12 protein-coding genes are annotated in these 12,983 nt (G+C 74.9%); 5 read left to right on the forward strand and 7 right to left on the reverse strand.

Features of this window, described 5'->3' with window-relative positions:
• The first annotated feature begins 61 nt into the window (after nucleotides 1-61).
• A complete protein-coding gene (locus tag ACFYU0_RS26555) occupies nucleotides 62-868 on the forward strand; it encodes an SGNH/GDSL hydrolase family protein (protein ID WP_351671049.1) in 807 nt (268 codons plus the stop codon).
• Nucleotides 869-928: 60 nt separating this feature from the next.
• Here the strand turns inward: ACFYU0_RS26555 and ACFYU0_RS26560 are convergent, their stop codons facing one another.
• The 4 genes from ACFYU0_RS26560 to ACFYU0_RS26575 all read right to left on the reverse strand — a co-directional run bounded on the left by ACFYU0_RS26560 (nucleotide 929) and on the right by ACFYU0_RS26575 (nucleotide 7,361).
• On the reverse strand, nucleotides 929-2,560 hold the full coding sequence (locus tag ACFYU0_RS26560; RefSeq protein ID WP_389304617.1) for a serine/threonine-protein kinase: 1,632 nt from the start codon (nucleotides 2,558-2,560) through the stop codon (nucleotides 929-931).
• 27 nt (nucleotides 2,561-2,587) lie between these two features.
• Nucleotides 2,588-4,219, reverse strand: a complete 1,632-nt coding sequence (locus ACFYU0_RS26565; RefSeq protein ID WP_389304619.1) for a nickel transporter — start codon at nucleotides 4,217-4,219, stop codon at nucleotides 2,588-2,590.
• Nucleotides 4,216-5,724 carry a tetratricopeptide repeat protein gene (locus ACFYU0_RS26570; RefSeq protein ID WP_389304620.1) on the reverse strand — a complete coding sequence of 503 codons (1,509 nt, stop codon included), beginning with the start codon at nucleotides 5,722-5,724 and terminating at the stop codon, nucleotides 4,216-4,218. The genes ACFYU0_RS26565 and ACFYU0_RS26570 overlap by 4 nt, the downstream gene beginning before the upstream one ends.
• A 95-nt stretch (nucleotides 5,725-5,819) precedes the next feature.
• Nucleotides 5,820-7,361: a DUF4331 domain-containing protein gene (locus tag ACFYU0_RS26575; protein WP_389304622.1), complete on the reverse strand. Its 1,542-nt coding sequence runs from the start codon at nucleotides 7,359-7,361 to the stop codon at nucleotides 5,820-5,822.
• A gap of 215 nt (nucleotides 7,362-7,576) precedes the next feature.
• Here ACFYU0_RS26575 and ACFYU0_RS26580 point away from each other — a divergent pair, with 215 nt between their 5' ends.
• The 3 genes from ACFYU0_RS26580 (at nucleotide 7,577) to ACFYU0_RS26590 (ending at nucleotide 9,324) form a co-directional block, all read left to right on the forward strand.
• Nucleotides 7,577-8,119: a sigma-70 family RNA polymerase sigma factor gene (locus tag ACFYU0_RS26580; protein WP_351671063.1), complete on the forward strand. Its 543-nt coding sequence runs from the start codon at nucleotides 7,577-7,579 to the stop codon at nucleotides 8,117-8,119.
• Entirely contained in the window at nucleotides 8,116-8,928 is an 813-nt protein-coding gene (locus ACFYU0_RS26585; protein ID WP_389304624.1) for an anti-sigma factor domain-containing protein, read from the forward strand. Before ACFYU0_RS26580 ends, ACFYU0_RS26585 begins: the two co-directional genes overlap by 4 nt.
• Before the next feature lie 126 nt (nucleotides 8,929-9,054).
• Entirely contained in the window at nucleotides 9,055-9,324 is a 270-nt protein-coding gene (locus tag ACFYU0_RS26590) for a hypothetical protein (protein ID WP_351671069.1), read from the forward strand.
• A 94-nt stretch (nucleotides 9,325-9,418) separates the two neighbouring features.
• On the opposite strand, the gene ACFYU0_RS26595 is transcribed toward ACFYU0_RS26590, so the two are convergent.
• Nucleotides 9,419-10,615 (reverse strand): CaiB/BaiF CoA-transferase family protein, encoded by a 1,197-nt coding sequence (locus tag ACFYU0_RS26595; RefSeq protein ID WP_351671072.1) that lies wholly within the window; start codon nucleotides 10,613-10,615, stop codon nucleotides 9,419-9,421.
• Nucleotides 10,616-10,683: 68 nt separating this feature from the next.
• Here ACFYU0_RS26595 and ACFYU0_RS26600 point away from each other — a divergent pair, with 68 nt between their 5' ends.
• Complete coding sequence (locus ACFYU0_RS26600) at nucleotides 10,684-11,016, forward strand: hypothetical protein (protein WP_389304626.1); 333 nt, start codon at nucleotides 10,684-10,686, stop codon at nucleotides 11,014-11,016.
• Here ACFYU0_RS26600 and ACFYU0_RS26605 read toward each other — a convergent pair.
• Together ACFYU0_RS26605 and ACFYU0_RS26610 are read right to left on the reverse strand one after the other, a co-directional pair.
• Complete coding sequence (locus ACFYU0_RS26605) at nucleotides 11,013-12,164, reverse strand: type ISP restriction/modification enzyme (protein WP_389304628.1); 1,152 nt, start codon at nucleotides 12,162-12,164, stop codon at nucleotides 11,013-11,015. The two genes, ACFYU0_RS26600 and ACFYU0_RS26605, sit on opposite strands and share 4 nt — an antisense overlap.
• 26 nt (nucleotides 12,165-12,190) lie before the next feature.
• Entirely contained in the window at nucleotides 12,191-12,940 is a 750-nt protein-coding gene (locus ACFYU0_RS26610; RefSeq protein ID WP_351671076.1) for a GntR family transcriptional regulator, read from the reverse strand.
• Nucleotides 12,941-12,983: the final 43 nt, after the last annotated feature.

Genomic DNA, 12,983 nt, shown 5'->3' on the forward strand with positions numbered 1-12,983 from the left:
CCAGTCAACACGCGTAGTTGCTACGACAGTTGAGGCAGAGATCCTGCTAAAGGGAGGTTCCATGAGACGTTCCCGACTTACCGGATTCGTGACCTCGCTCCTCCTCGCCACCGGCCTCTCCCTCACCGGGGCCGCCACGGCGCAGGCCTCCTCGACGGCCGTGACCGGCGGCTACGTGGCGCTCGGCGACTCCTACTCCTCGGGGGTCGGATCGGGCAGTTACATCAGCTCCAGCGGCAGTTGCGACCGCAGCACCAAGGCGTACCCGTACCTGTGGAACGCCGCCCACAGCCCTTCCTCCTTCGCCTTCAACGCCTGCTCGGGCGCCAAGACCGGCGACGTGCTGGCCAACCAGCTCGGCTCGCTCAACTCCTCGACCGGCCTGGTCTCCATCACCATCGGCGGCAACGACGCCGGTTTCGCCGACGTCATGACGACCTGTGTCACCTCGTCCGACAGCACCTGCCTGGCCAAGATCAACACCGCCAAGGCGTACGTCGACTCCACGCTCCCCGGCAAGCTCGACACCGTGTACGACGCGATCAGCGCCAAAGCCCCGTCCGCGCGGGTCGTCGTCATCGGCTACCCCCGCTTCTACAAGCTCGGGCAGACCTGCCTGGGCCTCTCCGAGACCAAGCGGTCCGCGATCAACGACGCGGCCGACTACCTCGACAACGCCGTCCAGAAGCGCGCCCTCGACCACAACTTCGTCTTCGGCGACGTACGCACCACGTTCACCGGTCACGAGATCTGCTCCAGCAGCTCCTGGCTGCACAGCGTCAACTGGCTCGACATCGGCGAGTCGTACCACCCGACCGCGACCGGCCAGTCCGGCGGCTATCTGCCGGTGCTCACCAACGCGGCCTGAGCCGGGCGGGTGAGGCCGTCAACCGCGGCCCAGCCGGGGCCGACCCGTGGGAGTGAACTCTCAGGGCGAGCCCGAAGGTGAGGCGGAGGCCCCGTCCGACGGGGTCTCCGTCTCAGTCGTGCAGGTCACCGAGAACGGCACCGCGTTCGACGTGGTCCGCACCGGAGCGCGCACCTGCACGCTGATCTCGTTCTCCACCGTCCCGCCGTCGGCGTACGCGGTGGCGGTCACCCGCACCCGCCCGCTCCTCCCGCCGTCCGCGGGGAAGTCCAGCGTCCGCCACCCCGGGTCGGAGACGGACCCGTGCGCGAGGACCCACCGGTACTCCACCCGCGCCGGCAGCCGCCCGACGGTGAACGTCGCCGTGAACGCGGGCGCCCCCGCGTCCGGCGGCGGGCAGCTCCCGGCGTACTCCGTGTGCGTGCCGGCCAGCGTGACGTGCACCGACTGGGCGGTCGCGGGCCGGCTGCCCGCCGCACCGCCGCCCGGCGCGGATGGCGACCCCCCGGTCCCCGGGCCCGTGCCCGTGCCCGTCTCCGTGGCGGTGCCGGAGGCGCCGGACTGCGTGCCGGCCGTCCTGCCGGTGGGCGTGCCGTCGTCCGCGCGGCCGCCGCCGCTGCCGTGGTCGAGGAGGGCGTACGTCAGCCCTCCGACCGCCAGCAGGAGCGCGAGCAGACCGGCGACGAGCAGCGGCCCGGCACGCCGGCCGCGCTCCGGTCCGGCGGTCGTGGTCCCCGGGTCCGGACGCCCCTCCGGCAGCGGCATCGGCGGGGTGGGAGAGGGCCGGTGCGGCCGGGCCGCGAGCGTCGTGGCGTACGGCGACGCCGCCGCCCCGGCCGCAGCCGTACCGCCCGCCGCGACGGCCCGCAGGTCCCGCTCGGCCCGGTCGGCGGGCAGCCGCTGGGCGGGGTCCTTGCGCAGCAGCCCCTCGATGACCGGGGTCAGCGGCCCGGCCCGGCGCGGCGGTGGCAACTCCTCGTCCACGACGGCCCGCAGGGTGCTCAGCGGGGTGTCCTGCCGGAACGGCGAGCTGCCCTCGACGGCCGCGTACAGCAGCACGCCCAGCGACCACAGGTCCGACTCCGGGCCCGGCGTGCGCCCCAGCGCCCGCTCCGGCGCGAGGAACTCGGGCGAGCCGATCACCTCTCCGGTCATCGTCAGCGCGGAAGTCCCCTCGACGGTGGCGATGCCGAAGTCGGTCAGCACCACCCGGCCGTCCTCGGCCAGCAGCACGTTGGCCGGCTTCACGTCCCGGTGCAGCACCCCCGCCGCGTGCGCGGCGCGCAGCGCGGCCAGCACCTCGGCGCCGACGTGCGCGGCCCGCGCGGGCGGCAACGGGCCCTCGCGCTCCAGCCGGTCGGCCAGCGACGGTCCGCGGACCAGCTCCATCACGATCCAGGGGCGGCCGCCCTCCAGCGCCACGTCGTACACCGTGACCACGTTGCGGTCGGCGACCCGGGCCGCCGCCCACGCCTCCCGCTCCAGGCGCGCGTACATCCGCTCGACGTCGGAGGCGGGCAGCCCCGCCGGGGCGCGCACCTCCTTGACGGCCACCTCGCGGTGCAGCACCTCGTCACGGGCACGCCACACGGTGCCCATGCCGCCCTCGCCGAGCGGGGACAGCAGACGGTAACGGCCGGCGATCACGCGTTCGCGGCCCGGCTCTACGGACACGGGCGCCCCCCACGGCATCTGACGTGATTTCTCCACAAAAGTAGCTCAGCCGACCGCGGTTGCCGCCCCCTTGAGCAGCAATCCGGCCCCCAGGGCCACGACGACCAGCGCGGACGCGAGCGGCAGGGTGCGGCGGACCAGTCCGGCCACCGGGTGGGTCGTCCAGCGCGGGCGCCGGTCCAGCATCCCGGCGACGCCCGCGCCCAGCCGGACCACCGCGAACCCGGCCGCCGTCAGCGTCAGCGCCAGACCGGCGCCGTACGCCACGACCAGCAGCAGCCCGAACCACGCCTTGCCGAGCGCCGCCGCGCCCACCAGGACGACCACGGCGGAGGGGCTGGGCACCAGACCGCCGGCGAACCCGAGCAGGATCGTGCCGCGCAGGGTGGGGGCGGTGGGGTGGCTGTGGGTGTGGCCGCCGTGGGTGTGCACCACGCCGTCGTGGGGGGAGTGGTGGTGCTCCTCCTCGTGGGGGTGGTGACGGTGGTGTCCGTCGTGGTGGTGGTGTCCGTGGTCGTGGTGTCCCTCGTGGTGGTGCTCCTGGTGCGGGCGGCCCGCGCCGGCGGCTTCCTCGCCCGCGCCCACCAGCACCAACGGGCGCTCCTGCGCACCCTGTTGAGCCCGCGGATGCGGACGTGTGCGCGCCCGGTCGCGCCAGGCCCGGCGGACCAGGCCGGCGCCCGCCGTGAGCACCAGGGCGCCGCCGGCCATGCCCAGCCAGGCGATCACCGAGGGCGTGGCCGCCGATCCGGCGGTGACGAGCAGACCCAGGGCGACCACGCCGAGGGTGTGCGTCACCGTCACCGACGCGGCCAGCGGCAGCACGTCCCGCAGCCGGGACCGGCCCCCGCGCGCGGCCGCCGTCGCCGCCATCAGGGTCTTGCCGTGCCCCGGGGCGAGGGCGTGCAGGGCGCCGAGTCCGAGCGCGACGATCAGCGCCAGCACGGCGAAGCCGAGGGTGAGGTCGTGCCGGGCCACCAGATCGTCCAGGGCCCGGGTCCAGCGGTCTGCGCCCCGGGGCAGCACGGCGGCGCCGGGCGCGTCCTGCCGCTCCTCGGAGAGGGCCGGACCGCCGGGGCGCACCCTCAGGGAGGCTTCGGCGGTGTCGGCCGGCGACGACAGCAGATCCTTGGGATAGGTGGTCAGTTCGTGCGAGACGGACCGCTCGGGCACGTCCGTCGCGGTGAGCGTCATACGGTCGCCGCGCGCGGTGATCTCCCGCCAGCCGGGCCCGCCGCCGTTCGCGGCGCCGTGGAAGCCGAGGGCGACCGGCTCGCCCTCCGGCAGCGGCGCGGTGAACCGGCACTCCAGCCGCAGTGTGTGCAGTCCCGCCTGGCCGGGCCGCAGCCGGGCCCGGGCGCTCACGGGGGTCAGCGTGGTGGCGCGGCCCGCGACGGTCAGGGCGCTGTCCCCGGCGGCCCCGGCGCACCGCCGCTCGGCCCACGCGCTCAGACCCAGCCGCCGGACGTCGGGCCCGGCCTGGGTCGCCGGGATCTCCGCGAGGTCCTCCACGTGGTCCACCCGGAGCTGCCCCGGTGCGGCGACGAGCCCGTCGTACCGGTTCACCGTGAAGTTGCCGAGGGGGTGCGCGCTCGCCGCGGCGGCGGGGAGCAGCGCGAGGCCGCAGGCGGCGGTCAGGACGGCCGCGGCCAGGGCGGCCGGGCGGCGGAGCGTCACTTCGCGGCCTCCAGCGCCTTGCGGGCCTCGGCCGCGCCCAGCGGCGAGAAGCCGGGGTTCAGCCGCAGCGCCGCCCGCAGCGAGGCACGCCCGTCCGCGGTACGGCCCGCGGCCAGCTCGATCATGCCGCGGTGGTGGAGGAACGCGGCGTTGCGGTAGCCGGTGGCCGTGGCCCGGCGGGCCAGCGGAAGGGCCTGCTCGTCACGGCCGTTGACGTGCAGCGCCCAGGCGAGGGCGTCCGCGGTGTGCACGGTGTGCCGGCGGGCCCACTCGGCGCGGGCCGCCCGCAGCGCGGCCGCCTTGTCGCCGTGGTCGGCGGCCGCCAGCGCGGTGTCCAGGTCGGCGTCGACGCCGTTGGCCCGGGCCAGCGCCGTCCAGGCGTCCACGAGCGCGTACTGCTCGCGCGCCCGCGCCCTGTCGCCGGCCGCGCCACGGGCCTCGTACAGCTCGCCGAGCGCGACCAGCGGTCCGGGCAGCGGATAGCGCGCGACCACGGACCGCAGTCCCCGGATCGCCTCGTCCCGGTGCCCGCTCGCCGCCTGGGCCCTGGCCCGGCCCTCCAGCGCCGGCAGATAGGTGTCGTCGGCGGCCAGCGCCCGGGAGTAGTAATCGAGCGCCGACGCGTACCGGCCCTGGTTCCAGGCGAGCTGGCCGAGCTGCGCCGCCACGTAGGCGACGTCGCCGGGCGAGGCGGCCGCGTCGAGTGCCTGCCGGAGGACCCGCCGGGCCGCCGGGACGTCGCCGCGCAGCTCGCGCACATAGGCGTACCGGGTGAACACCGGTACGCCGGGCCTGCGTTCGTCGGCGGTGTCGGCGGCCCGGGACGCCTCCGCGTACCGGCCGAGCTCCACCAGGGCGTCGATCCGGGAGCACAGGGCGCGCTCCCCGTACGGGTTCCGCCGCAGCGCCCGGTCCGCGTAGCCGAGTGCGCCCGTGAAGTCGTGCCGGGCGGCGGCCAGCGCGGCCCGGCCGGCCAGCGCCTGGTCGTTGCCGGGGGCCAGCTCCAGGGACCGCTCGAGTGCCTTCTGCGCCTGCGGATACCGGGCCGGGTCGCCCTTGGTCCGTGCCTGCTCGACATAGGCCAGACCGAGCGTGGCCCAGCCGCCGTGGTCCCGGGGCTGCGACCGCAGATGGGCCTGGAGGGCGGTGACGGCCGCGTCCAGGTTCCCGCCGCCCAGCACTCCGGGATCGACCGCGCCGGAGGCCGCCGCCGGTACCGTCCGGCCGTCCCGCGCGGCCCCGACGGCGATCGCCCCGCCGGTCAGGGCGACCGCCAGCAGCGCCGCCGGCCCCGCGAGCCGCACGGCCCGCCAACGCCGTCCCGCGGCCCCGGCCCGCCGCACGGCGGCCACCCGCTCCTCGGCCCCGGCCGCGCCGCGCGGCTCGTCCGGCGCCGTGCCGGCGTCGGGCCGCGGTGCCGGTCCGGCGCCGGCCGGCGGGGTGCCGGATCCGGCCGTGCGGGCCGTACGCCCGCCGGTCTCCTCGTCGTTGGTGCGCGGGGCCATGCCGTCTCCTGGATCGCCTGGTGCCGTTCGGAAGCGAGAGGGGCGCGGCCCGCCGTGGGGGAAGGGGAAACGGGCCGCGCCGGTTCGGGGGTGGGTCAGTACGGGCGGCGCATCCGGCGGCGCCACCAGGTGAGGGCGGTGCCGACCAGCAGGATGCCGGCCGCGCCCGAGGCCGCCGAGGCGGCGATCAGCACGGTGTTCCCGGAGCCGGCGGTGTCCGCCCCGGCCGGCCGCAGCGCGTCGCCGAGCTGGCTGCGCACGTCCGCGCCCTTGGTCGTGCCCTTGGCGAGCGCGCCGCGCGAACCGGCGGTCGGCTCGGCGACGTACGGGAAGTACTTCTCGAACTTCTTGTCGTTCTTGTCCACCGCGTCGCCGAGGTCGTTCTTGGCGCCGACCAGTTCGCCCTCCACGACCTGCAGCGCCTCGTCGATGACGTCGTCGGTGAGCCGGCGGCCGTTCGGGAAGCCCGCGTTGTCACCGTCCAGCACGCCCAGCCGCTTGGGATGCATGGCCGGCTTGATCGACGTGTTCAGCCGCAGCTGCTCCGAAGGCTTCACGTTCGGCGGCTGGTTGAGGCCCTTGACGCCCTTCAGGAAGACGTCGACCAGGTCGTTGCGCGGCTCGGCGGGCGCCTTGATCTTGTAGATGCCCTCGATGAGCTTCGGCAGCTCGGGATTGGTCACGTTCTTCAGGAACTGGGCGTCGTACGAGGGCTGCGACGCGTTGAACCGGTCCTTGTCCTTCTGCGGGTTGACGACCTCGTTCACCAGCGGGTTGCCCAGGCGCGACACCTGCGCGTAGTAGCCCTGCGCGTTGCGGCGCTGGGTGGTCGACCAGATGCCGACGACCGGCTGCTCGCCGGACTCCCGTATCAGGTCGTTCGGCACCTGGAGGGCGATCGTGTTGACGTTGTAGCCCTTGAGCGTGTCCCGGCCGACCTCGGTCAGGTTGCCGCCGTACAGCAGGTCGAACACCCGCAGGTCCAGGAAGAACGGGTCGTCGGCCTGGCCCGCGAAGGTCGCGGCGCCGCCCGCCGCCTTGTACACGGCCTGCGAGCGCAGCTTGCCGTAGTCAGGCATGGACGCCTTGCCCACGTTCGAGGGCGCCACCGGCACGTCGTCCGCGAGCTTCGTCCGCGACACCACGTGCTGGTTCTTCGTCCGGATCAGCTCGATGTCGTACGTCTGCGTGATGTTGAGGTCCGGGTCGTCCAGGCTGGTGACGGGCCCGGTGTTGTACAGGAACGTGTCCCCGTTCCTCGTGTGCGTCCTGAAGGTGTAGCGGAACAGCAGATCGTCCTGCGCGTCACCGTTGCTGTCGACGTGGATGTCATACTGCGCGTCGTCCGCGAACGTGTAGAAGTTCGGGCCGCCGGCCGGCTCCTCGAACGGGATCCAGTCGGCCACGATCGTCGTGGTGTCGGGCTTGTCCGGGCTGACGAACGCGTACAGGTCCGTGTTGTCGTACTGCGGGGTCCCCGAGATCAGCGGGGCCTCGCGGTGCGAGGAGGCGGAGGCCGCCCCGGGTTCCAGCGTGGCGACGCCGGCGGCTGCTAGCCCCCCGGCGGCCAGCGCACCGCAGATGAGCGTGACCAGGCCCTTGCGACCGGTGCCGCTCCTGGAGAAGAGAGGTGTCATGCCGTCCGTCCTCAGTACCGACTTGCTTTGACGGACGGGTATACGGAGCGGGTTCGCCGATCGGATTGGTCGGCCGGGGAATTTCTTTCGGACCGTCCCGGACCCGCGTTTTCGGCCCGCTGATGCGTATCAACCGCCGGAGGTGTGCGCTCGTGCGGATGCGTGGAGCAAGAGGCGGGGGACGGGCCGGCTGCGGCCACGGAGGTAGAACCGGAGTGGAGGCGGACGAACTGCTGGTTCTCGTGGCGGGCGGTGACCAGAGGGCGTTCGAGGAGCTGTACGCACTGGTGTCCGGACCGGTGTTCGGACTCGTGCGCCGGGTGGTGCGCGACCCCTCGCAGTCCGAGGAGGTGTCCCAGGAGGTGCTGCTCGAACTGTGGCGCTCCGCGGGCCGGTTCGACCCCCGGCGGGGCAGTGCCCTCTCCTGGATCCTCACCCTCGCCCACCGCCGCGCCGTCGACCGGGTGCGCAGCGTGCGCGCGGCCGGCGAACGCGAGCAGCGGGAGGCCCTGCGCTCCGGGGAACCGGCCTTCGACCACGTCGCGGAGGAGGTGGAGGCCGGTCTGGAGCGCGAGTGGGTGCGCCGCTGCCTGAACCGGCTCACGGCGCTGCAGCGCCAGTCCGTCACCCTCGCCTACTACGACGGCTACACCTACCGTGAGGTGGCCGAGCGGCTCTCGCTGCCGCTCGGCACCGTCAAGACCCGGATGCGCGACGGGCTCACCCGGCTGCGCGACTGCCTGGGAGGTGCCGCGTGAGCGTTCTCGGCCGCCTGCTGGGCCGCGGTGACCTGCACTCGCTCGCCGCCCCCTACGCGCTCGACGCCCTCGAAGCCGGCGAACGGCGCCGCTTCGAGAAGCACTTGGCGAAGTGCGACCGCTGCGCCGCGGAGACGCGCGCGCTGTCCGAGGACGCGGTGCGCCTCGCCTTCTCCACGGCCGCCCCCGCACCGGCCGCCCTGCGCGACCGGGTGCTGGCCGCCGTCCGCGCCACCCCCCAGGAGCAGCCGCCCACCCGGGAGCGCGCGCCCCAGCTGCCCCCGCACGTCTGGGGCGGCCAGCCGCCGCCCGCGCGCGCCCGTACGCCCCGGACGCGCCCGCTCTTCGTCCCGTTCGCCACGGCGACCGCCGCCGCGGCCCTCGTCGTCGCCTCCCTCTTCGCCGTCCAGGCGAACCGCACGCAGGACCGGCTCGACGCCGAGCAGGCCCGGGCACGTGAGATCGCCCACGTTCTCGCCGCTCCCGACGCCCGCGCCACCGCGAGCTCGGACGCCCGGGGCCGCGGTATCGGAGTGATCGCTTCCGCCTCGGAGGGGAGGGTCGTCGTCACCCTCAGCGGATACGGCGCCCCTTCCGGTGGCCGAGTGCACCAGCTCTGGGTCATGCGCCCCCATGCGCTGCCGCGCTCCCTGGGCCTCCTCGCGGGCGACACGCCCTTGGTGGCCAAGGGACTCGGGCCGACCTCGACGTCACTCGCCGTGACCGTCGAGCCCGGCGGTGGATCGGCACAGCCCACTGGTCAGCCGGTTGCTCAACTCACCCTGAAAGCGGTCGGATTCGGAGAGTAGTCGGCGACGCATGGTCAACCTCCTTATGGGGAAGGTGAATCCTGTGGGCGAGATACACGGGTGCTCCACCGGGGCGATAGGGTTACCCTGCCCGGGCCGGGTGGACTCGTACGGGTGGGGAGTGACATGGAGCAGATAACAGTGCGCAGCAGGGCCAGGGTCCCTGCGATCACCTGCGGGAGCAGCGCGACCAGTTCGCGCCTCGACCGCCATCTGTCGGTGCTGGCGGGTCCCGCCATACCGCAGGTCGAGACGGCCGAGGCGACCTCGCTGATGCTCGAGCTGACGGCACGTGACACCGCGCACCAGCGCAGCGACCGGGGCCGGCGGGTCAGCCGGGTCTCCCTGTTCGCGCCCCTGCGCCGGCTGCGCCGCTCGCTGTTCGGCGGGCACTGAGCCGGCGCCCGGCCGAGTACCGAACGAACCCCGCGAGGCCCCGCGGGGTCCCTGAAGCAGGCCGGCGGTCCCGGAGCCCGTCCGGGGCCCGCGCTCAGGCCGCCACACCGTCCCGGCGCAACGCTGCGATCTCGTCGTCCGTCATCCCCACGGCGCGCAGCAGGGCACCGGTGTGCTGTCCGAGCGCGGGCACGTCGCCCATCCGTGCCTCGTCCCCGCCCGGCAGCGTGATGGGAGGCAGCAGCGCCTTCAGCGGCCCGACCGGCGTACCCACCCGACGCCACCGCTCCCGGGCCGCGAGCTGCGGATGCTCTGCCAGCTCGTGCAGGTCACGCAGCCGCGCGCAGGCGATGTGCGCCTTCTCCAGCCGGGCCAGCGCCTCGTCGGCGCCGAGCAGGACCAGCGCGTCCGCCACCAGCTCGTCGGTCCGCTCCCGGTTCGCCACCCGGGCCGCGTTCGTCGCGAAGTCCGGGTCCGTGCCCAACTCCGGTCTGCCTATCACCTGTTCGGCCAGCCGGCGCCACTCCCGGTCGTTCTGCACCGACAGCAGCACCCGGCCGCCGTCCGCCGTCGGATAGGCGTCGTAGGGCGCGATCACGGCGTGCGCGAGGCCGGTGCGGGCCGGTGGCTCGCCCCCGTGCATCGCGTGGTGCAGCGGATGCCCCATCCACTCCGCGAGCGCCTCCAGCATCGACACCTCCACCGGTCCGCCCCGGCCGGTGGCGCCCCGCCGGACCAGCGCGGCCAGCACCCCGGAGAAGGCGTACATGGCCGCCGCGATGTCCGCCGCCGGGATGCCCGCCTTGACCGGCTGCCCGGGCGTCCCGGTCACCGACACGAGCCCGGCCTCGCACTGCACGAGCATGTCGTAAGCCCGCTTGTCCGCGTACGGGCCCGAGTCGCCGTAGCCGGAGATGTCCACGGCGATCAGCCGCGGGTGCGCCGCGCACAGCGTCGCCGCGTCCAGCCCCAGCCGGGCGGCGGCCCCGTGCGCGAGGTTCTGCACGAACACGTCGGCGTCCGCGATCAGCCGCCGTACGACGGCCAGGCCGCGCGGGTCCTTCAGGTCCAGGGCGATGGACTCCTTGCCGCGGTTGCACCACACGAAGTGCGAGGCGAGACCCGCGGCGGCGGTGTCGTAACCCCGTGCGAAGTCACCGCCGTCGACCCGCTCGACCTTCACGACCCGGGCGCCCAGGTCGGCGAGCTGCCGGGTGGCGAAGGGCGCGGAGACGGCCTGTTCGACGGCGACGACGGTGATGCCCTCCAGGGGCAGCGGCAGACGATCCATGAGCCGGATGATCTCCTCTGACCGGCGGTCCTGTCAGCACCCCGCCGCCGGACCCGTCCCCTGACCGCATGGACCGGGACCGTGCGGGGCCTCGACTCGCCCTGACCGCCGGGCTGCCGGCGGCCGTCCGCGGTCCCGGGCCCGCCCTGTGGCTGCGCGGCGGCCGGCCGCTGGACTTCCTTCCCCGCGAGGCCCTCCGGCACCTCGGACACGGCGGCTGCCGCACCTTGGCGCGGGACGCGGGGGTCCTCACCGGCACCCTGACCCGGCTCAGGCGCCGGCCGGTCCCCGGCCCCCGGTTCGACTTCACCCGGAACGGCCCGGACAGCGGCTTCGCCCTGCTGGACAAGCCGAGGACGCCGCCGGCGCCACCCGGCCGGAGGCCTCGCTGCCACCGCTAGAGCAGGGCGAACTGGCCGTCCGGGCCCTCCTCCTGGTGGTCCAGGACCGAGGCGGGGCGGCGGGCGGAGGCCGGGACCGGGAGGACGCCCGCGTCGCGCAGCTCGGCCGCGGTGACCGGTGAGGTGACCTCCAGCGCGGCCCGCCGCGGGCGCAGTTCCACCAGCAGGGCCAGCACCGTGACCAGCTCCAGCAGCTCCGACGTCCAGGCCTGCGGCCAGGCGGCGGGGCGGATCGCGGCCAGGGTGCCCGGCTCCGCCGCAGCGGTGCGGGCCGCGAACCATGCCTCCAGGGTCCGGACCCCGGCCACCTCGTGGTCCCAGGCCTCCGGCGGCACCGGGGAGATCCGGCCCTCGTCGAGGTGCAGCGTCTCCTCCTCCCGGTCGTAGCGCAGGGTGAGAGGGCGCGCGGGCAGGGGAGCGCGGACGTAGGGGCGGCGGCCGCCGGGCAGTCTGGGGCGTTCGCCGTCGCGGCGCATCAGCCACAGCATGCGGCGGCCCAGTTCCACGCCGGCGGCCCAGACCCCGGCGTCCCGGGTGAGCGGGACGGTGCGGCCGGGCCGGACCGCCGCCAGGATCCAGGCCAGCACGTCCGTGGCGGTGGGGCGTTCTCCGAGCAGGGCGCCCAGGTGGTCCAGCAGGCCGGGCGCCAGGTTCGGCTCCGTGCCGTCCGGGCGGCGGTACAGCGGCCGGACACGGCCGGGGCGCAGCAGCGGCAGCAGCGAGGTCGCGAGCAGCGGGCCGTCGTCGCCCGTCTCCACCAGGAACACCTGCCGCTCGCCCGCCACCCGCCACAGCTCCGGCCGGGCCACGTCGAGCAGCCGGTGGTCCGGGATCAGCCACTGCTCGTCGAAGGGGGCCGCCAGCACCCGCACCGGCTCGGCGCAGGGGCCCTCGGCGCGCGCCAGCCGCTCGGTGCCGGAGGACTGGCCGGGGAGCTGGCCCACCGCGGAGTGCGCGGTGCGCGAGCGCGTCGGCTCGAACAGGGCCTCCCGGTCCGGGCCGCCGGCCTTGAGCAGCGCGTCCCAGCGGGCCCGCAGGGAGCCGGGGTCGGGCGCCGTCGGCCAGGCGCGGCCCGGCCGCAGCGGTGCGACGGACCACGGCATGAGGTCCGCCAGCGGCGGAGCGTCGTCGTGCGTCACGCTGGGCATCGTAGAGCCTGCCGGTGACGGCCGGGTCAGGTGGCGTCCAGGGTCACCGTGAACGAGAAGCGGTCGCCCCGGTAGTGGATCACCACCACGTCGAGTGCCCGTCCGGCGGCGTCGTAGGTCACGCCCGTGTAGTGCAGGATCGGGCTGAGCAGCGGCACCTGGAGCAGCCGCGCGGTCTCCGGGTCGGCGAGCCGGGCCTCCACGGTGTCCGTGATGCGGCTGATGTCCGCACCCGCGACGTCCCGCAGCACCTTCGTCATCGGCCAGCGGACCAGGTCCCGCACGTCGATGCGCGCCGCGAGTTCGGGGCGGACGTGGTTGCGGGCGTGGTTGGTCGGCTCGCCGGTCTTCTCGTCGCTGCGCAGCCGGTGGTACGTCGCCACCTCCGCCAGGTCCGGGAAGTGCTCGGCGAGTTCGCCGGTCACCGGCGTGCTGCCCTGCTCCAGCAGTTCGGTCGTCATGCCGGACTGCTGGGCGACGATCGCGTCCACCGAACCCAGCAGCCGCACCGGGGCGCCGCGCCGCGCGTCGGGCTCGATGAACGTGCCGCGCCGCCGGTGCCGGCTGATCAGCCCCTCGTCCTCCAGCTCCTTCAGCGCCTGCCGCATGGTGAGCACGCTCACCCCGTAGTGCTCCGCGAGCCGCTCCTCGGTGGGCAGGCGCAGCGGGTCCCGCGGTGAGCGGCCGAGTATCGAGGCGCGCAGCGACTGCGACACCTGATACCACAGCGGCAGCTTGCGGTTCAGGACGATCGAATCCGGGGCGAAGGAGGTCACGGGGCTATCCGTACCTGTTCGGGATCGTTCGGTGCAACGGAGC

The sequence above is a fragment of the Streptomyces sp. NPDC003720 genome, from assembly GCF_042875075.1.
Lineage (GTDB): Bacteria > Actinomycetota > Actinomycetes > Streptomycetales > Streptomycetaceae > Streptomyces.